Raw genomic sequence first — 18,671 nt, 5'->3', positions numbered from 1 at the left:
CACACGACGATTCCGCTGCGCCCTGCGGCTGGCAGGACGATCGGACGGTTCGGACATTGAGTCAGGTTGAGGGTCGAAATCGATTCCGATTGTGACCCTAAAGCATTGATCCGGAGTCGTTAGCCGGCGTCGATGAAGTCGACGATCAAACCCGCCTGAATGAGACCCGTCAGGTTTGCCGTCAGATCGAAGTCGGGGGTCTCTTCAAGCGCGGTGCCAACGGCATCGGCAAAGCATTTCCCGTCCCGAAACGCGGTCAGGAAGGCGGCCCCGCCCGGCGGCAAGTGGCGCACCGTGACCGTCAGTTCCGGCCGCGCGACGAGGGCGTCCTCGCCGCTCCAGTCGTCGATGGGGCCGATGGGCATCTCGCCAGCGTTCATCGCCCAGATGGTGACGAGGGGATGCGCCGAGCGCATGATCGACACAGAGGGGTGGAGACGGACGGCGAGGGTCTCCAGTCCGCTGGCGGCTCTCGCGGCGATGGCCTCGGGGCTCATGGGGGCGACATCGGCCGCATGGTAGGCGTGGGCGCGGGCAACCTCCAGCCGCATCACGTCGGGGAGGTAGGGCACCTCTTCGACGCCCTCCACGTCCGCTACGAAGTCGGGGAAGTCATCGCCATAGTTCAGCAGCACGGGGCTCGTCGGCGGACGGGCGCGCACGAAGGCACGGGCAAGCGCCGTCAGGTAGTCCGTGCCGACGATCGCCTCGCTGGCCGGGAAGCGACCCGTCAGCGCCTTGGTGAGGCCGACGATGACGTTGTTGCGGTAAACGGAGAAGCGGCGCTCGGGATCGGGCCCCGACCAGGCGGTGAGACCTGTCGGCAACTCGAAGCGGGCACCCGCGAGGGCTCCGGCAAAACGGGACTGGGTCTCTTCGGACATTGCTGCGCCCCTCCGGATCAGGCCGCTGGCCGTCGGGTGTGACGCGCCAGTACGTCTTCGGCGGCTCTGGCTTCCGACAGCAGCACGTCCCAGGCCGGGACGTCGTTGTCCCATTCGACGAGGCTCGGTGTCGGACCGATCTTCGCGATGACCTCGTCATAGAGGTCCCAGACCGGATCGGTGACAGGGCTGTCGTGGGAATCGATCAGAAGCGGGGCGCCGTGCTCGTCCTCGCTGACGGCGTGACCGCTGAGATGAATTTCGCCGACGAGCTCCAGCGGGAAGTCGGCAAGGTACTCGCGCGGACTGCGATTGTGGTTGGTGCTGGCGACGAAGACGTTGTTGACGTCGAGCAGCAGCCCGCATCCTGTCAGGCGTGCGACGGCGCGCAGAAAGTCCGTCTCGGCGATGGTGCTCTCCTCGAAGAGCAGATAGGTGGCGGGGTTTTCCAGCAGCATGCGGCGGCCGAGTATCGTCTGCACCTCGTCGACGTGCTCGGCGACGCGGGCGAGCGTTTCCTCGGTGTAGGGCAGCGGCAGCAGGTCGTTGAGGAACACCGTGTCGTGGCTCGACCAGGCAAGATGCTCGGAAAAGCTCTCCGGCTCGTAGCGGTCGCAAACGGCCTTGAGGCGCTTCAGATGCTCCTTGTCGAGGGGCTGCATCGAGCCGATCGAGAGGCCGACGCCATGGATGGAGAGCGCGTAGTCCTCGCGCAGCTTGCCGAGCTGGGCATGGGGCGGGCCGCCTGCGCCCATGTAATTTTCCGCGTGGACCTCGAAGAAGCCGACCGGCTGGGGGCCGCGAATGATGTCGGCGAAATGCTGGGGCTTGTAGCCAAGGCCGGATCGGGCGGGCAGGCGGTTCGGTTTCATGGCGGTGTCCTTGCGGTCAGTCGGCGGAAATGGCGACGGGGCGTACCCCGCCGCGATGGTCGGAACGGCGATGAAGCCGATCAGGCCTTGCCCGGCTCCAGCGAACCCTTCATTTCCATGCAGGTGCCCTTCGGCACTTCCTTGAAAGACGCCGGGTCGTGGTCGACCTTGGACATGCCCGCGCAGGCGTGGTCACCGGCGGCGCAGTCGTTCTGGCCGGCGAGGGCGATGCCGTAGCACTTCTCCATCTCGGCGGCCTGGGCGGGCGACGAAACAGCCGCCATGGCGAGAGCGGAGGCGAGCGAGCCGGCAAGGGCGAGAGCAACGGTGCGACGATCCATGATGAGTTCTCCTTCCTGAAGTCGGGGCCTTGATTGGCCCACGCCGGCTTCTTCGTCGGGAGACGGGCTGCTATTACAGCGCGGGCGTCAGAAAATGCCGCGTTACGCGACACGCTTTCGTGAGTGTTTCGTGATCGAGGGAACCGCTAGGGGCGCGGTGGAGAATGAATTGATCAGCCAAGCGACGTCGTCGTGTAACGAATGACGCTTCGCCAGCGAAAGGTCCGATGCGGGTGCAACAGCGGGGGCGGGAACAGGAGTGGGAAAGGCTGATGCGCGCGGCCAATGCCGGTGATCGCGCGGCCTACCATTGTCTCCTGTCCGAGATCACGCCCTATATCCGCGGGCTCGCCCGGCGCCGGCTGTGGACCGACGCAGGCACAGGCGATGTCGAGGATGTCGTGCAGGAGATCCTTCTTGCGATCCACCTGAAGCGGCAAACCTGGGACGAGGACAGGCCGATCGGCCCGTGGATCGCGACGATCGCCCGCAACAAGGTCGTCGACGCGCTGAGGCGGCGATCCCGCCAGCTCGACGAGCCGATCGAGGATTTCGAGAATCTGTTGCCCGTCGAGGCCGAGGAGGCGCCTGCGGAGGACGTGGATGTGGAGGGAATGCTGCAACAGTTGCAGGAGCGTCCGCGGACGATCGTGCGGCTGGTGTCCATCGAGGGACTGGCGGCGCGCGATGTCGCCAACCAACTGGATATGAGCGAGGGCGCCGTCAGGGTCGCGCTCCATCGGGCCCTGAAGTCGCTCGCGGCCCTATATCGGAACAAATGACGTGAAGACCGAAGACCTGATCCATGCCCTGGCCGAAGACCGGCCGCCGAAGACCTCCTTCCGGCGGCTATGCCGGCTTGCCTTGCTGGCGGCCTTCGCCTTCGCGGCGCTCAGCTTCGCGCTCACGATCGGACCTCGCCCCGACTTTGCCTCCGCCGTGACGACCGTGCGCTTCGACTTCAAGTTCGTGGTGACGCTGACCCTTGCGGCAAGCGCGGCGTTCCTTGTCCTGCGCCTTGCAACGCCGGGGGCATCCGTCGGACGGCGCGGCCTGGTGCTGCTTATTGCGCCGGCGCTGCTGGCTGTTGCCTGCCTCGCCGAACTTGCGGTGATGCCGCAGGCGACGTGGCTGCCTCGTCTTATTGGCGAGAATTCGCGGCTGTGCCTGACGATCATTCCGCTGCTCTCGATCGGGCCGCTGGCGCTCATCCTGCTGGTCCTGCGCCAGGGTGCGCCGACCCGTCCGGCGCTGGCAGGCGCGGCCGCCGGCCTTCTGGCGAGCGGGATCGCCGCGACCTTCTATGCCGCCAACTGCACCGACGACAGTCCACTTTTCGTCATGACCTGGTATCCGATGGCGATGGCCATGGTCACGGCCGTCGGGGCCTTGATCGGATCGCGGCTGCTGCGCTGGTGATTTGGTTTCCAGGCGATCAACCTGCTGCAAACATCTGGCAATACGAGACCAATCCCCGGCATTCTCGCCCGATTGTCTTCGGAAAAGCCGCCCTGCCGACAATGCGGGCAGACTAAGTGCTTGAAAGTCTGGGCTGCGTCACATCATACTTTTCCCATTCAGATCGGCCGGCTGCCTGCTGGCTCGTCCAACTGGCCTTGATGGAGATCAAGGCGGCTGCCGGTCCCGGTCTGGAACAGAAGAAGGAACGCGTCGTCCGGTGAGGAGACGGCATTCGGCAGCGGCCGCTCTGGCGCCCGTTCGCCGCGTGACCTCGGAGCGGACGGCGCGCAACCGCCAAAGAAATCGGAGCCCGAAGGGCCCGACAAGGGAGGACTATCTGATGAGACATCTGCTTCTTGGCACGCTTTCCGCCGTTGCTCTCGCATTCGGGGTCGGCAACGCATTTGCCAACGACTGCGACGACGGCGAAATGGTGATCAAGTTCAGCCACGTCGTCGCCGGGAAGGGCCATCCCAAGGGTGATGCGGCCAATCTTCTCGCCGAGCGCGTGAACAAGGAGATGAACGGCGTCGCCTGCATGGAAGTCTATCCGAACTCCACGCTCTATGACGACGACAAGGTGCTGGAGGCCCTGCTGCTGGGCGACGTGCAGCTTGCCGCTCCCTCGCTCTCCAAGTTCGAGGCCTATACGCTCAAATATCGCCTCTTCGACCTGCCGTTCCTGTTCAAGGATCTCGACGCGGTGGAGCGCTTCACCACCAGCGACGCCGGCAAGGGCATGCTCAAGGTGATGGAGGACAAGGGCTATACCGGTCTCGGCTACTGGTCATCCGGCCTCAAGCAGTTTTCCGCCAACAAGCCGCTTCTCGTGCCGAGCGACGCCGATGGCCTCAAGTTCCGCATCCAGACCTCCGACGTCGCCCAGGCGATGATCGAGGCGATGGGCGGTTCGGCCCAGAAACTCGCCTTCAAGGAGGTCTATGGCGCCCTCCAGACCGGTGTCGTGGACGGGCAGGAGAACACCTGGTCGAATATCTACACCCAGAAGTTCTTCGAGGTGCAGGACGGCATCACCGAGACCAACCACCAGCTTCTGGCCTATCTCTTCGTGACGTCGACGGAATGGCTTAACGGCCTTGATCCGGCCGTGCGGGACCAGTTCCTCAAGATCGCCGAAGACGTGACCCACGAGGCGAACGCCTCCGTGGCGGCAACCGAAGCCAAGAACCGGCAGAACATTCTCGATGCCGGCGGCAAAATCCGCGAACTGACCCCCGAGCAACGCGGGGCATGGATCGACACCATGAAGCCGGTCTGGTCGCAGTTCGAGGGTGACATCGGCGCCGATCTCATCCAGGCGGCGGTTGCGGCCAACGACTGACGCGCGTCTTCCGGTTCGCTGATCGGCCTTTGCCGGCCGTGTCCAGCGCTCCCGATCGAGCTTGAAATGGCCGAACGCGAAGGTCATGCCTTCGCGTTCGCGCCCGGTGGACGGCATGCCGGCCAATCACGGCCTTTTTGAAAAGAAAAACAACAACGTCAAGTACGGTGGGGGAGAGGCGTGATGGGAGCCTACTGGCCTTATTTTGCGCTGGTCGCGATGGTGGCGGCGCTGTTTCTGGTCGAACGCCGCCACCGGGCGGCTGTGACGCGTCTCGAGGAGAACGCCCTCGCCATCCTGATCGCGGCGATCACGATCATTTCCTTCACCCAGGTGGTCGCCCGCTACGGCTTCAACAGCGGCTGGGGCGGGGCGCTGGAACTCAACCGCATCCTCTTTGCCTGGCTGATCCTGTTCGGCATGAGCTACGGCGTGAAGACCGGCCTTCATCTCGGCGTCGACGCCGCGATCCGCATCTTTCCGCCGCGAGCTTTCAAGATCGCGGCCCTGTTCGGGGCGCTGTGCGTGCTCCTTTATGCCGTCATCCTGCTTTCCTCGGACTGGCTGGGGCTCTTCGGCGCACGGTCGAAGGGCGGCGCCGTCTTCTACTGGACGAAGTTCTTCAACATCGGGCTTGGGCTCGACGACCTGCGCTATCCGGAATTCATCCAGTCCCTGTTCGGCGTTCAGGACCGGGTGCAGCGCTGGATCGCCTATCTCATGCTGCCGGTCGGCCTCGCGCTGCTCGCCTTCCGCGCGCTGGAGGCCATCTTCCAGATCGCGAGGGGCTCGCGCGAGTTGATCATCGCCGGTCACGAGGCGGAAGAGCTTGTCGCCGAGAACAAAGGCCTCCTTGAGGACTGACGGACATGGAAATCACGATTCTTTTCGTCCTCGTCTTCGGTCTCCTGTTCCTGGGTGTGCCGGTGGCGGTTTCGCTGGGGCTGTCGTCGGTCCTGACGATTGCCTTCTTCTCCAACGACTCCATGTCGTCGGTGGCCTTGCAACTGTTCACGGCGGCGCAGAACTACACCCTGCTCGCCATTCCCTTCTTCGTGCTCGCGTCCGCGTTCATGTCGACGGGCGGCGTGGCGCGGCGTCTGATCCGGTTCGCGATCGCCACGGTCGGGCATTTCCGCGGCGGCCTGGCGATGGCCTCGGTGCTCGCCTGCATGCTGTTCGCCGCCCTTTCAGGCTCCTCGCCCGCCACGGTCGTCGCCATCGGCACGATCGCCATCGCCGGCATGCGGCAGGTTGGCTATTCGAAGGAATTCGCCGCCGGGATCATCGCCAATGCCGGTACGCTCGGCATCCTGATCCCGCCCTCCATCGTCATGGTGGTCTACAGTGCCGCGACCGACGTTTCCGTCGGCCGCATGTTCCTTGCCGGCGTCATTCCCGGGCTTGTCGCCGGGCTGATGCTGATGATCGCGATCTACATCACCGCCCGGGTGAAGAACCTGCCGGCGGAGGACTGGCCCGGGATTTCCGAAGTGCTGACGGCCGGCAAGGACGCCGGCTGGGGTCTCTTCCTGATCATCATCATCCTTGGCGGCATCTACGGCGGCGTCTTCACGCCAACGGAGGCTGCGTCGGTCGCCGCGGTCTATTCCTTCTTCGTCGCGCTCTTCGTCTATCGGGACATGGGGCCGCTCAAGGGCATTCCCTGGGTCGAGGCAAGCGAGGACCGGACGGCGCGGATCGGCTTCCACGGGATCGTCTACGCCCTTTCCTTCTTCTTCGTCTGGATGATCCTGTCCTTCTTCGCGACGGATGGCGTGGAGAGCGAATGGGCGAGCTTTTCCTCCCGCTCCCTGATCGGTGTGGTCGGCGGCGGCCTGATCGCCTTCGCCTACATCGTCTGGCGTAGCCAGGGAAAGGGCTCGGCGGCCATTCCGCGCGCCCTTCGTGCCGCCTTGCCGGTTCTCGGCCAGAACGCCTGGCTGATTGTCCGGTCGCTGCCGGCGGCCTTCTTCAATGGCGAAACGCGCAAGGTGACGGTGGATGCCGCCAAGACGACGGTGATGCTGATGTTCATCATCGTCAACGCGCTGCTCTTTGCCCATGTGCTGACGTCGGAGCGCATTCCGCAGGTCATCACCGGGCTGATGCTCGATGCCGGCTTCAACTGGTTCACCTTCCTGATCGCGGTGAACGTGCTGCTCCTCATCGGCGGACAGTTCATGGAGCCGTCCGGACTGCTTCTCATCGTTGCCCCGGTGGTCTTCCCGATCGCCATGGAGCTTGGCGTCGATCCGGTGCATCTCGGCATCATCATGGTTGTGAACATGGAGATCGGCATGATCACGCCGCCAATCGGACTCAACCTCTTCGTCACCTCGGGCATCACCGGCATGAGCCTCGTCCAGGTGGTGAAGGCGTCACTGCCCTTCGTTGCCGTCCTGTTCCTGTTCCTGATTCTGGTGACCTACCTGCCGATCCTCTCCACCTGGCTGCCCTATCAGTTGATGGGACCGGAAATCGTCACGCGCTAGTTGCTGTGGTTGTAGAATCATGGCGCTACACGCGCCTCGATCGGGTTCGAACGATCCCCAAATTCGCGCCGGGCGGGCGGGCCATTTCGCCCGTCCGTAGCCTTTCGGGCCGGTCTTCCACAGGCACTCCACGAATTTTTATGCGGTTTTGTCCGAGGCCTTCCTGCAGGCTATAGTTGCTGACATAAGTTATTACAATATAAAGTGAATCTCTGATTGGCCCGAAACTGCGGGAATTTCATGGTTAAGGTGCCCGCCAGCCGGTTTCCTCCTGCCCGAGGGCCGTGGCGCATGGCCAAAAAATGGCTGTTCGCCGCGAAACCTTTCCGGGTTTGACAGGAAACTGACAGGTTTGAGAGGCGAGACTCCTGCTGACTCGACTTGTCGGCTCAACCTCGTCGTGGGTTGCAGCGGGAAGGGCCGGATGCGGAGGTAATGCAGGTTCCTAAAATGGCCGGTTTTCGGTTGTAGCGGTTATCAGAGCCGCTGGTCGGATTACCTGCGGTCACACATTTGCCCAGGGGGGAGAGGGGAGCCAGATGACGACGCCTTGCACTGCGGGGCGCCGAAGTTGGCGGATTTTGTTTCTGGCGGGGAGGGTGGAGCCAAGGCCCGTTTCAAGGTGGGGGCGGCTCAATGAAATTTCGTTCGTCTCGCCTTTTGAGATGGTTTGAGTTCATGCGTATCGACGGGAGTCTCTGACTGGATGGAACGCCGGCTGCCAGTTTGGCTTTTTCTTCTTTGCTTCCTCCTTTGGGCCATATTCACGGTCTTTTTCGGATGGGTCGTCAGATCCAAGATCGAAGGAGGCCTCTCCGAGAAGGCTTTCGGCGACACCTTTGTGACCGTCGCCGGTTTCCCCACCAAAGCGAAATATGTGCTGCGCGAGATCTACGGCTTTGCGAGCGGCAACTACAAGGACGAGCAGATCCGGGTCTTGCGTGACCCGACGGCCGATTACACCGGTTTCACGCCAATCCGTTCCGCGCCCGGGATCGATCTGCCCGGTCTCGTCATCAAGGCCGATCCGGCCAGGATGACCAAGGGCTGGCGCATCGCGATCGGAGCGTTCGGGCTCGACGGCGACGTCCAGAATGCGGCGCTGCTGATTTCGCCCGATCTCGAAGTCGTGCGGATGTGGACGCTGGACGAGATCCCGATCGGGGACAAGGATCCGGAGCCGCGCTACAGGGTGTTCCCACACGGGGTGGACGTGCTGAAGGACGGCTCGCTGGTCTACGCCTTCGACGGCGGCATGTCCCTGCAGCGCCAGGATGCCTGCGGCCACCGGATGTGGGCCGTGCGCGGCCATTACAATCACACGGTCAACCTGGACGATACGCAGGAGACGGTCTGGACTCTGGGCGATCTGGTCACGCTGACGCAGGTCTCCGTGAAGGACGGCAGCGTTGTCCGCGAGATCACGATGGACGAGATCATCGAGAAGAACCCGATGATCGACATCCTCGAGGTTCGCAAACTGCACGGCAACTATCTCGGCGACAACGAGCGCAACACGTCCGGCAAGTGGATGGAGGAACCTCATCACCTCAACGACGTCGATCCCTTGCCCGCCGCCTATGCCGACAAATTCAAGGATCTCGGCTTCGAGGCCGGCGACCTGCTGATCAGTTCCCGCTCGCTGAACCTTATTTTCGTGGTCGACCCGGACACGCTGAAGATCAAATGGTGGCGGGTCGGGGTGACGCAGCGCCAGCATGATCCGGACTGGCTGGCGGACGGCACGATCATGGCCTTCAACAACCGGATGAGTCGCGACTTCAGCGAAGTTCTCGATATCGATCCGCGAACCTTCAAGACGAAGGTTCTGTTCGACGGCAGCAAACACGACTTCTATTCCCGCATTCGCGGCAAGATCGAGATGCTGGATAACGGCACGCTTGTTGTGACGAGCCCGCAGCAGGCTCGCGCGTTCGAGGTCGATGCCAATGGAGACACCGTCTTCGAAATGGCCAACCTGAAACCCGGCAGCGACACCCTGAACTACACGCTGTCGGAGATGAAATGGTTCCCGATGGACTACTTCAAAGAGGATACCTGGAAATGCGAATGAAAAATGCGGCTCTGCTTCTTCTGCCAGCCTTCGTTCTGGTCTGTTCGCCGGCCTATGCCTACATCGGTCCGGGTGCCGGAGCCGGTGCGATCACGGTCGTTCTCGGCATCATTGCCTCGGTCTTCATGGCCTTCTTCGCCATCCTTTGGTACCCGATCAAGCGGATGCTGAAGAAGCGCAAGCCGGCCCAGCTGGAGACAAACGAGGCGAAGTCCGAGGCCGTCACGGGATCAGGCAATTCGTGAACTGGCTTCTGACAGCAATCCTTTGCGTGCTGCTGGTTGAACTTGCGGTGCGGCTGCCCCTGGCTGGCGCCGTCCTGGGTGTCAGCGGCGCGAGCAAGCGTGCGGCCCGCGTCCTGAGGGCAAAGGCGATTTCCGATCACTGGAAGGAAAAGGCGATGGGCGCCTACGCCCGCGCCACCTTTGCCTCGACCTTGAAGCTGGCCGGGCTTCTAATCGTGATCCTGGCCATCGCCTTCGCGCTGGTCCTGCTTTTTGAACAGATATCGAGCGGGTTCGAGAGTTTCATTCTCGGCTGGTGGGGGATCGGCTTCAGCCTCGTTTTCGCAACCTTGTATTTTTCGCTGCGAAAGGTCTTGCTGCGTGCCTTCGTATAGTTTTCTCGACCGCATGCTGCACCGGGCGGCGCTCCAGGTCGTGCCGATCGCGGAACTGAGTTTCGACCTGGACCAGAAGTCGATCGACAAGAAGGCCCGTGACGTCACCAACGAGAAGCATGTCTTCGTTTCCGGGCTGGCACGCGCGGGCACGACGATCCTGATGCGCCGCTTCTATGCGACAGGGCAGTATTGTTCGCTGACCTATCGCAACATGCCGTTCATTCTCGCTCCGAACCTTTGGGCCAAGCTTTCCGGTCTTTCAGCCAAGACGATCGAGGCGTCGGAGCGGGCCCACGGCGACCGGATCCTGGTGGATGTCGACAGCCCGGAGAGCTTTGACGAGGTCTTCTGGCGGATCTTCGACGGCGGCAATTACATCGGAAAGACGTTTCTTGCCCCGCATACCCCGGATGCGGACGTCATCGGTCAGTTCCGCTCCTATGTGGCCGCCATCCTTGCCTCGGATGGCCGGCCGGACGCGCGCTACCTTTCCAAGAACAACAACAACATCCTGCGGCTGAAGGCCATTCGTCAGGCTTTTCCGAACGCCGTGATCCTGATCCCGTTCCGCAATCCGATTTCGCATGCGGCGTCGCTCTTGAGGCAGGATCAAAACTTCATCGAGGAGCAGGAGAAGGATTCCTTCGTTCGCTCCTACATGACCTGGCTCGGGCATCATGAATTCGGCCAGGATCATCGGCCGTTCCGCATGATGGCGGACGGCGCCGAGCGGCTGAAGGCCCTCTCGAGGGACCGGATCGGCTATTGGCTCGAACTCTGGTGCCAGACCTACGGATGGCTCGAGGAGCACGCCCCGGAGGACGCGATCTTCGTCTGCTACGAGGATCTTTGCCAGAATCCGGATGTGTGGAGCCGGCTTGCGGCCTTGAGCGACGCCGGATCGCCGGACGATGAATCCAACGAGGCCTTCGTGATCAGCGACAAGCGCGGCGAGGCCGACGCGTTCCCGGAACTCGTCGATCGGGCATCGGCGATTTACGACCGTCTTGCGGGCCGCGCGCGCCGGGCTTTGGGATTATAGGAATAGAGCCATCGGTCAGCAGCGTGACGAGACGTCGTGTTGACTGTCTATGTTGATATCAACATTGTTGCTGCATGGCTGACGATTCCCCTGTCCCTTATTCGACGACCCTTTTCGTTCGCGACACCTGTCTCTGCCTGCATGCCCAGCGGGCGGCGCGGGCGCTTGCCCGCCGCTTCGACCGTGCGCTGAAGCCCGTCGGTCTCACCAACGGCCAGTTCTCTTTGATGATGTCGCTTAATCGTCCCGAGCCGCCGGGGCTCGGGTCCGTCGCCGCGTTGCTCGCCATGGACCGGACGACGCTGACGGCGGCCCTGAAACCGCTGGAGCGCAGAGAGTGGGTCTCAAGCACACCCGATCCGGACGACCGGCGCAGCCGCCGTCTGTCCCTGACGGAAGCCGGCCGGAGGGTGCTGGCCGAGGCGCTGCCGATCTGGAGCGCGGAGCATACCGCGCTGGAGGCAGAACGACCCGATCTCGATTTTTCGGTCATCCGGGACGGTCTCACGGCTCTTTCCTGACGTTGACCGGAGCTTGCGACCGCCGTCCGGTTGCCAGTCGCGCAATTGTGTTCGGGGTTCTCGGCGTCCCGGGCAGGAAATCCTGTTGCGGACGTCCGGCAGCGTCTATCCAGACGGAATGATTGTCTTTCGCGTTCTCAAGGTTCTGGCGTGGCTTTCCCTTGCAGGAATTGTCTTCGCGACCCTCGTTCCCATCGAGCTTCGTCCGCATGACTTTCTGCCCGTCGATGTCGACCGGGCGATGGCCTTCATGATCACGACACTGCTCTTCGTGCTGGCCTACCCGCGCCTCTGGGTGCTTTGCGCGGTCATTCTGGTCTGCAGCGCCTTCGGCTTCGAGGCGTTGCAGCATCTGTCGCCGACCCGGCATGCGCACATGGCCGACGCGCAGATCAAGGCCGCGGGGGCCGTGGCCGGCGTGCTCGTCGGCTGGGCTGCGAACAAAATGACAAGACGGTGAGGCGGCCGCGGCCTATGCGTCATTCATCAGGCGCAGATACGGCCTGCATTTCAGTTTTCTTGGAGCAAAACGCCGCTCCGAAAGGTCCAGTCTGTGATCAATCTCATCAACGTCTTCACTGTCGAGCCCGCCAACCAGCAGCGGCTCATCGACCTGCTGACGCGCGCGACCGACGGTTTCGTCAGCGGGGCGCCGGGCTTCATTTCCTCGACGCTTCACCGCAGTCTCGACGGCACGAAGGTCACGATGTACGCGCAATGGCGCAGCGTGGAGGACTATGAGGCCATGCGTCAGGATCCCGGTCCGCTGCCTTTTCTTCAGGAGGCGCTGACCATCGCGACGTTCGAACCTGGAATGTACGAGGTCGTGCGCACCTTTCAGCCCTCCGGCCAATAAGGCCTGAGGCCGCGCTTTGCTTCACCCTGTCTGGACCGGGGCAAGGGCAATCTCCGGAACGGGCTTCAAAGGCGCGAAATCATCGGACGTGATCGTCTCCTGATCGAGCAGCATCGCCGCGCCGGCATCGAGATCGCCGCGCCGCCGTTCCAGGATCTCGCGCGCCTCCTTGCCGGCCTTTTCCACCAGATCGCGGATAGCGATGTCGATCTCGCGGGCGGTTTCCTCGGAGGCCGAGACCATCCGGTCCTGCGATGCGCCAAGGAACTGCTGCTGCTGGCGGGCATAGGTGCGCTGGCCGACCGTCCCGTTCATGCCGTAGCGCGTCACCATCTCGGCGGCGATTTCCGTTGCCCGTTCCAGATCGTCGGACGCGCCAGTGGAGATGTCGCCGTCGAAGATGATCTGCTCGGCGGCGCGGCCGCCCATCAGCACGGCGATGCGGTTTTCAAGGTCGGTGCGGGCGAGAAGGAAGCGGTCTTCGGTCGGACGCTGCATGGTGTAGCCGAGCGCGCCGACACCGCGCGGAATGATCGAGACCTTGTGGACGGGATCGACACCCGGGAGGCTCGCCGCCACCAGGGCATGGCCCATTTCGTGATAGGCAACGCGCCGGCGTTCGGACGGCCGAAGCACGCGGCTCTTCTTCTCAAGGCCGGCAACGAGGCGTTCGATCGCCACCGTGAAGTCGTCGAGCGTGACCGTCTCGCCGCCGCGCCGCGTCGCGGTTATGGCGGCCTCGTTGACGAGATTGGCGAGGTCGGCGCCGGTGAAGCCGGTCGTCAACGCGGCGATCTTGTCGAGGTCCAGACCGGAAGCGACCTTCACCTTGCGCACGTGGACCTTCAGGATCGCAAGTCGTCCGGCGTGGTCGGGGCGGTCGACGAGGACCTGGCGGTCGAAACGACCGGCGCGCAGGAGAGCCGGATCCAGAATTTCCGGGCGGTTGGTGGCGGCGAGCAGGATGACGCCCGTGCTGGGGTCGAAGCCGTCGAGTTCGGCCAGGAGCTGGTTGAGCGTCTGCTCCTTCTCGTCCTGTCCGCCCATGGGCGAGGCGGTGCGACTGCGGCCGAGGGCGTCGAGCTCGTCGATGAAGATGATGCAGGGGGCGGCGTTGCGGGCCTGATCGAAGAGATCGCGCACGCGGGCGGCACCGACGCCGACGAACATTTCGACGAATTCGGAGCCCGAGATCGAGAAGAAGGAAACGCCCGCTTCGCCGGCAACCGCTTTCGCAAGCAGGGTCTTGCCGGTGCCGGGCGGGCCGACGAGCAGGATGCCCTTGGGGACGCGCGCGCCGAGCCGGCCGTAGGTCGTCGGGTCCTTCAGGAAGGAGACCACTTCCTGAAGCTCGAACTTGGCTTCCTCCACGCCCGCGACATCGGCGAAGGTGACCTTGGTGTCGGTCTCGACATAGACCTTGGCGCGGGACTTGCCGACGGTCATCAGGCCGCCGAAGCCCTGCTTGTCGGCGAAGCGGCGGAAGAAGAAGCTCCAGAGGAAATAGAAGAAGACCAGCGGCAGGACCCAGGACAGGAGCGAGCCGACCCAGCCGGTGGAAGGAATGCCGGTGACGACGATGCCCTGCTTGCTGAGCTGGTCCGCCAGTTCCGGCGCGACGCGCGTGGTGATGAAGGTGGTCGAGCCGTCCTTCAGGGGCTCCTTCACCTTGCCCTGGATGGTGCTCTCGCCGACCGTCACCTCGGTGACCTTGCCGTCGGCAACGAGTTTCTCGAACTGGCTGTAGGGGATGGTCGCGATGTCGGTGTAGGACGACATCATCCATTGCAGCAGCAGCATGCCGGCGAATGCGGCAAGGACGTACCAGATGATGACGTCCTGCTTCTTCTGTTCCGGCTTTCTGGGCATTGGATTGGTCCTGATTAGTTTTCCAGCCGCCTGACGCGGACGAAAAAGCCCCGGCCGTTTACACGACCGGGGCCATCCTAGTGCGGTCTCCTCAATGGGAGAAGAGAACCGGAAGGCGCAGATCGGTCAGCATGTCGCGCGTGACGCCGCCGAGCGTGAACTCACGCAACTTCGAATGACCGTAGCCGCCCATGACCAGCAGGCCGGCGCCAAGCTCCAGCGCGCGGCGCTGAATGACACCGCCGGTCGGATCGGCCGAAGCGTCGACCACATGGGACGTGGCTTCAAGTCCACGTGCCTTGAGATGATGCACCAGATGCTCGGCGATATTCTCTTCCGGAAGCGCCTTGTCGCCGATCGCCATGATCACCGAGATGGCGCTGGCCTTGGCCAGCAGCGGCGCGGCGTCGGCGAGAGCCCGCGCGGCGGCGCGGCTGCCATCCCACGCGATGGCGATATGACCGAGGCGGTCCATGTTGGAGGCGTCCGGCAGGAGGACGACCGGCCGTCCGGAATCAAAGACAAGGCTCTCGGCCAGTTCGTAGGCGCGCTCGTGGTGCGGCTCCCAGCCGATGGCGGACAGGTCGTAATAACGGGCTTCGACGGCCGCCATGGGGCAGGCTTCTTCCGGATGGAAGCGCTTGACCTCGGTCGTCACGGCGACGCCCGCCTTGCCGGCTTCGGTCTCGATCGCGGCCTTCAGGTTCTCGCCGTCTGCGCGGCTTGCGTCCTCGGCCTCGGCCACCATCTTCGGCACGTCGAGGAACAGTCCGCCGAAGGCTGCGGACGGCGTCTTGATGTCGATGTCGACCACACGGGCAACAATATCCGCGCCGAGATACTTGGCCAGAGCGGCCGCGTGCTCGGTGAACGTCGTCGAGGTCGGGTCCGGATAGGTCAGAAGGGGCACGAACAACTGAGACCGCATATGATTTCTCCCTGTCAAATTCGATCTTCGCCTTTGCCGTTTGGACTCGGCGGCGATCGGCGTTTTTTGGCATCTGTCATGCCATATCCTTTTTTCAGGTAATCATCTTCGGCGAACAACTCCTTGATCGAGCGCAATTCGCGCAAAGAAATATTCCGGCGGGGATCAGACCTCGTCATTTAGAGGGGGAAATGTTCGCCTGAGCCGCACCGCGATCGGCGCCTTTTTCGGACCATGACCGGTATTCCCGCAAGGCGGTCGCAGGCCGTTCAGCCCAATAGCCAAATTCCATAGTGGACTGTATCGAAACACTTTCTGGCGGCCGGGCCGCATGCTATTTAAGAAGCCTTTAAGATTCACCGGTCCGGGCCGCCTGCGCCCGTTACGAGGGCCGCTTGGTCATGTCCAGCGAGAAGCATCCTTCAACGCCGCTCGAAGAACTGTCGGCGCGGCGGTCGTGGGTCGGGCCGACCCTGGCGGACGGCATTCTGACGCCCGATGTCGCGGTCTTCTGCCAAAGCGGCCTCAGCGTCGTCCTCGGCACCCGCGATCCGCGCAGCGGGTTCCCCGTTTCCGGCCGCGGGCTCGGTTGCCGGATCGATCATGAAGGCCGTGTACGCGTCATGCTGAGAAGGACGGCCAACGAGGCGTTGCTCAAGGCATTGACCGAGGGCGCGGGAATTGCGGTGACCTTCACCAAGCCGACCAGCCATCGCTCGATCCAGCTCAAGGCCGGATCGGCGCGCGTCGTGCCGGCAGAGAACGAGGACGGCGTTGCCGTCGAGGTGCAACGGGGAAAATTCCGCGACGAACTGATCGAGTGCGGCGAGTCGACGGAGTTCGCCACGATCTATTGCACCAGCGCGCGCCACGAGTTGACGGCCATCGAGTTCATGCCCGAGCAGGCCTTCGTGCAGACGCCGGGCCCGAGCGCCGGGAGCGCGCTCAAGGCATGACCGGCACCCTGATGCTCGATGCCATCCGCGACTGTCTCGAAGGCGCCGTGCCGTCGGTGATGGCCACCTGCGACAACGACGGCGTGCCCAACGTGTCGCTGATTTCCCACGTTCATTATGTCGACCGGGATCATGTCGCGCTGAGCTATCAGTTCTTCAACAAGACCCGTGCGAATATTCTCTCCAACGGCCGGGCCTCGATTGCGGTCATCGATCCGATCACGATGGCCGAATTCCAGCTCGATCTGCTCTACGAAGAAACGCAGACGAGCGGGCCGATGTTCGAGAGCATGAAGGCAAGGCTTGCGGGCATCGCCTCGCATGCGGGCATGCAGAGCGTTTTCCGCCTGCTCGGCTCGGATGTCTTCAAGGTTCTGAGCATCGTTCCCGTCCACGGTCCGACGCTGGTCTCGCCGCTCGATCCATGCAGCCGCCTGAGTTCGGTCCGGCGGACCTTCTCCGACCTTGCGGGTTGCCGCGATCTCGGCGAGCTCTTCGACCGCACACTCCTTTGCCTCAGCCGTCATTTCGGGATCGAGCAGGCGATGGTGCTCATGCTCGACGAGGAGACCGGGCGGCTCTACACGGTCGCCACCTGCGGCTATCCGCGCTCCGGCATCGGCTCGGAAGTGGTGATGGGGGAGGGTATCATCGGCGTTGCCGCGCGCGAGCGGCTGCCAATCCGCATCGGGCACATGACGAGCGAATACCGCTACGGCGCCTGCCTGCGCGAGCAGGCGCTTCACTTCGGCATGGCCTGGGCCGAGGCGACCGTCATTCCGTTTCCGGGCCTGCCGGCGCCGGAAAGCCAGATCGCGCTGCCGATTGTTCTGGAGGGACGCACGATCGGCGTTCTCTTCGCCGAAAGCGCCGAACCCGTCCGGTTCCGCTACGACGACGAGGACGCGCTCGCGCTCGTCGCCGATCGTCTCGCCCTGATGATCCCGCAGGTGCAGCACGCGGACGCGGAGGTTCCCGAGAGCGTTGCCACGCCAGAGGCAAGCGGGGAATGCGTCGTCGCGGTCCGTCACTACGAGGCCGACGACAGCATCTTTCTCGACCACGACTATCTGATCAAGGGCGTCGCCGGCGCCATCTTCTGGAAGATCATCCGCGAGTTCGCCGACAGCGGGCGGGACGAGTTCACCAATCGCGAGCTGAGGCTCGATCCGCAGCTCCGGCTGCCGGAGCATGCGGAAAACCTGGAGGCGCGTCTGGTCCTGTTGCAGCGGCGTCTTGGCGAGCGCGACGGGCCGATCCGTATCGAGAAGTGCGGCCGGGGGCGATTCCGCCTTGTCGTCACCTGCAAGCCCGAACTTGAGAACATGGGCGCGGGCGCGGAACAGGCCGGCGCGCTCTTATGATAATTTTAGTGTTTGGTACAGAAACTCTTAGCGAGTAATTTTTATTACAACGCTGTAATTCTCCTCTCGTCGATTAGACGGGAGGTCAATCAGATGCATATTGCCAGTGACCTGCAGCCGCGCAAACAGCGTGAGATGCAGAATCATCATTTTGATTCAACAATTTGGAACAATTTTCAGTTTCGGTCCGACGACATCGTCATCGGTACCTATGCCAAGTCCGGCACGACCTGGACGCAGCAGATCGTTGGACAGCTCATCTTCAACGGTGCCGAGGATGTCAGCGTTCCGGAGATTTCGCCCTGGCTGGACCTGCGGGTCCCTCCGAAGGAGGTGAAGCTGGCAGCGATGGAGGCCCAGACGCATCGCCGTTTTCTCAAGACGCACCTGCCGGTCGACGCGCTCGTCTTCTCACCGCAGGCCAAGTACATCTATATCGGCCGAGATGGGCGTGACGTGCTGTGGAGCCTCTACAACCACCACGCCAATGCCAACGAAGCCTTCTATGCCGCGCTCAACGATGCGCCCGGCCGGGTTGGCGAACGGTTGGAGCGTCCGCCGGAATCGATCCGCGACTACTATCATGACTGGCTCGACCGCAATGGCCATCCCTTCTGGCCGTTCTGGGAGAACATCCAGTCCTGGTGGAACATTCGCCACCTTCCCAACGTGATGCTGGTGCATTTTTCGGCCCTCAAGGCCGACATGCCCGGCGAGATGCGGCGGATCGCGGCCTTCCTCGATATCGAGATCGACGAGGCCAAGTGGCCGGCGATCGTCGAGCACTGCACCTTCGACTACATGAAGCGGCATGCGGCGCAGAGCGCCCCGCTTGGCGGCATCTTCTGGGACGGCGGTGCGGAGACCTTCATCCACAAAGGCACCAACGGGCGTTGGCGCGACGTGCTGTCGGCGGAAGAAAGCGAGAAATACGAGCGGCTTGCGCTCGAAAATCTCGGTGCCGACTGCGCCCGCTGGCTGGCAACGGGCGTTCTTTCCGACGTCGAGCGCCACGCGGCCTGACGTCTGTCCTGCCCGGTATTT

21 protein-coding genes are annotated in these 18,671 nt (G+C 63.2%); 15 read left to right on the top strand and 6 right to left on the bottom strand.

Annotated features, from left to right (window positions below):
* Positions 1-119: 119 nt before the first annotated feature.
* The 3 genes from HDIA_RS16695 to HDIA_RS16685 all read right to left on the bottom strand — a co-directional run bounded on the left by HDIA_RS16695 (position 120) and on the right by HDIA_RS16685 (position 2,097).
* Positions 120-884 (bottom strand): HvfC/BufC N-terminal domain-containing protein, encoded by a 765-nt coding sequence (locus HDIA_RS16695; RefSeq protein WP_099557189.1) that lies wholly within the window; start codon positions 882-884, stop codon positions 120-122.
* Between the two features lie 17 nt (positions 885-901).
* Positions 902-1,756 (bottom strand): MNIO family bufferin maturase, encoded by an 855-nt coding sequence (bufB, locus tag HDIA_RS16690; RefSeq protein WP_099557188.1) that lies wholly within the window; start codon positions 1,754-1,756, stop codon positions 902-904.
* A gap of 80 nt (positions 1,757-1,836) precedes the next feature.
* Positions 1,837-2,097: a BufA1 family periplasmic bufferin-type metallophore gene (locus tag HDIA_RS16685; protein ID WP_099557187.1), complete on the bottom strand. Its 261-nt coding sequence runs from the start codon at positions 2,095-2,097 to the stop codon at positions 1,837-1,839.
* A gap of 227 nt (positions 2,098-2,324) precedes the next feature.
* Between HDIA_RS16685 and HDIA_RS16680 the strand changes: the two genes are divergently transcribed.
* From HDIA_RS16680 to HDIA_RS16625, 12 genes are all read left to right on the top strand, one after another.
* Positions 2,325-2,879: a sigma-70 family RNA polymerase sigma factor gene (locus tag HDIA_RS16680; protein WP_099557186.1), complete on the top strand. Its 555-nt coding sequence runs from the start codon at positions 2,325-2,327 to the stop codon at positions 2,877-2,879.
* A gap of 1 nt (position 2,880) precedes the next feature.
* Positions 2,881-3,516 (top strand): NrsF family protein, encoded by a 636-nt coding sequence (locus HDIA_RS16675; RefSeq protein ID WP_099557185.1) that lies wholly within the window; start codon positions 2,881-2,883, stop codon positions 3,514-3,516.
* 382 nt (positions 3,517-3,898) lie between these two features.
* Entirely contained in the window at positions 3,899-4,900 is a 1,002-nt protein-coding gene (locus HDIA_RS16670; protein ID WP_099557184.1) for a DctP family TRAP transporter solute-binding subunit, read from the top strand.
* Between the two features lie 183 nt (positions 4,901-5,083).
* Positions 5,084-5,764: a TRAP transporter small permease gene (locus HDIA_RS16665; protein WP_099557183.1), complete on the top strand. Its 681-nt coding sequence runs from the start codon at positions 5,084-5,086 to the stop codon at positions 5,762-5,764.
* A 5-nt stretch (positions 5,765-5,769) separates the two neighbouring features.
* Positions 5,770-7,395: a TRAP transporter large permease gene (locus HDIA_RS16660; protein ID WP_099557182.1), complete on the top strand. Its 1,626-nt coding sequence runs from the start codon at positions 5,770-5,772 to the stop codon at positions 7,393-7,395.
* A gap of 841 nt (positions 7,396-8,236) precedes the next feature.
* Positions 8,237-9,469: an arylsulfotransferase family protein gene (locus tag HDIA_RS16655; protein ID WP_157775698.1), complete on the top strand. Its 1,233-nt coding sequence runs from the start codon at positions 8,237-8,239 to the stop codon at positions 9,467-9,469.
* Entirely contained in the window at positions 9,466-9,714 is a 249-nt protein-coding gene (locus HDIA_RS16650) for an ATP synthase subunit B family protein (protein ID WP_099557180.1), read from the top strand. The genes HDIA_RS16655 and HDIA_RS16650 overlap by 4 nt, the downstream gene beginning before the upstream one ends.
* Complete coding sequence (locus HDIA_RS16645) at positions 9,711-10,088, top strand: hypothetical protein (protein WP_099557179.1); 378 nt, start codon at positions 9,711-9,713, stop codon at positions 10,086-10,088. Before HDIA_RS16650 ends, HDIA_RS16645 begins: the two co-directional genes overlap by 4 nt.
* The gene (locus HDIA_RS16640) at positions 10,075-11,133 is read left to right on the top strand and encodes a sulfotransferase (protein ID WP_157775697.1); all 1,059 of its coding nucleotides are present in this window, start codon (positions 10,075-10,077) and stop codon (positions 11,131-11,133) included. Before HDIA_RS16645 ends, HDIA_RS16640 begins: the two co-directional genes overlap by 14 nt.
* Before the next feature lie 74 nt (positions 11,134-11,207).
* Entirely contained in the window at positions 11,208-11,654 is a 447-nt protein-coding gene (locus tag HDIA_RS16635; protein WP_099557177.1) for a MarR family winged helix-turn-helix transcriptional regulator, read from the top strand.
* Positions 11,655-11,739: 85 nt separating this feature from the next.
* Entirely contained in the window at positions 11,740-12,114 is a 375-nt protein-coding gene (locus tag HDIA_RS16630) for a VanZ family protein (protein ID WP_245883913.1), read from the top strand.
* A 93-nt stretch (positions 12,115-12,207) separates the two neighbouring features.
* Complete coding sequence (locus HDIA_RS16625) at positions 12,208-12,510, top strand: antibiotic biosynthesis monooxygenase family protein (RefSeq protein ID WP_099557176.1); 303 nt, start codon at positions 12,208-12,210, stop codon at positions 12,508-12,510.
* 21 nt (positions 12,511-12,531) lie between these two features.
* Here the strand turns inward: HDIA_RS16625 and ftsH are convergent, their stop codons facing one another.
* From ftsH to HDIA_RS25990, 3 genes are all read right to left on the bottom strand, one after another.
* Positions 12,532-14,379 carry an ATP-dependent zinc metalloprotease FtsH gene (gene ftsH / locus HDIA_RS16620; protein WP_099557175.1) on the bottom strand — a complete coding sequence of 616 codons (1,848 nt, stop codon included), beginning with the start codon at positions 14,377-14,379 and terminating at the stop codon, positions 12,532-12,534.
* Between the two features lie 91 nt (positions 14,380-14,470).
* Positions 14,471-15,307 (bottom strand): universal stress protein, encoded by an 837-nt coding sequence (locus HDIA_RS16615; protein WP_157775696.1) that lies wholly within the window; start codon positions 15,305-15,307, stop codon positions 14,471-14,473.
* Positions 15,308-15,321: 14 nt separating this feature from the next.
* Complete coding sequence (locus HDIA_RS25990; protein ID WP_281259954.1) at positions 15,322-15,453, bottom strand: hypothetical protein; 132 nt, start codon at positions 15,451-15,453, stop codon at positions 15,322-15,324.
* Between the two features lie 255 nt (positions 15,454-15,708).
* Here HDIA_RS25990 and HDIA_RS16610 point away from each other — a divergent pair, with 255 nt between their 5' ends.
* From HDIA_RS16610 to HDIA_RS16600, 3 genes are all read left to right on the top strand, one after another.
* Complete coding sequence (locus tag HDIA_RS16610; protein ID WP_099557173.1) at positions 15,709-16,263, top strand: hypothetical protein; 555 nt, start codon at positions 15,709-15,711, stop codon at positions 16,261-16,263.
* Positions 16,260-17,627, top strand: coding sequence for a GAF domain-containing protein (locus HDIA_RS16605; RefSeq protein ID WP_099557172.1), 1,368 nt, complete (start codon positions 16,260-16,262; stop codon positions 17,625-17,627). Before HDIA_RS16610 ends, HDIA_RS16605 begins: the two co-directional genes overlap by 4 nt.
* Before the next feature lie 93 nt (positions 17,628-17,720).
* Positions 17,721-18,650 (top strand): sulfotransferase domain-containing protein, encoded by a 930-nt coding sequence (locus HDIA_RS16600; protein ID WP_099557171.1) that lies wholly within the window; start codon positions 17,721-17,723, stop codon positions 18,648-18,650.
* The last annotated feature ends 21 nt before the right edge of the window (positions 18,651-18,671 follow it).

It is taken from the genome of Hartmannibacter diazotrophicus, assembly GCF_900231165.1.
GTDB classification, from domain to species: domain Bacteria; phylum Pseudomonadota; class Alphaproteobacteria; order Rhizobiales; family Pleomorphomonadaceae; genus Hartmannibacter; species Hartmannibacter diazotrophicus.
Note: the sequence above shows the minus strand (reverse complement) of the source record. Positions and strands in the feature narration are given on the sequence as shown.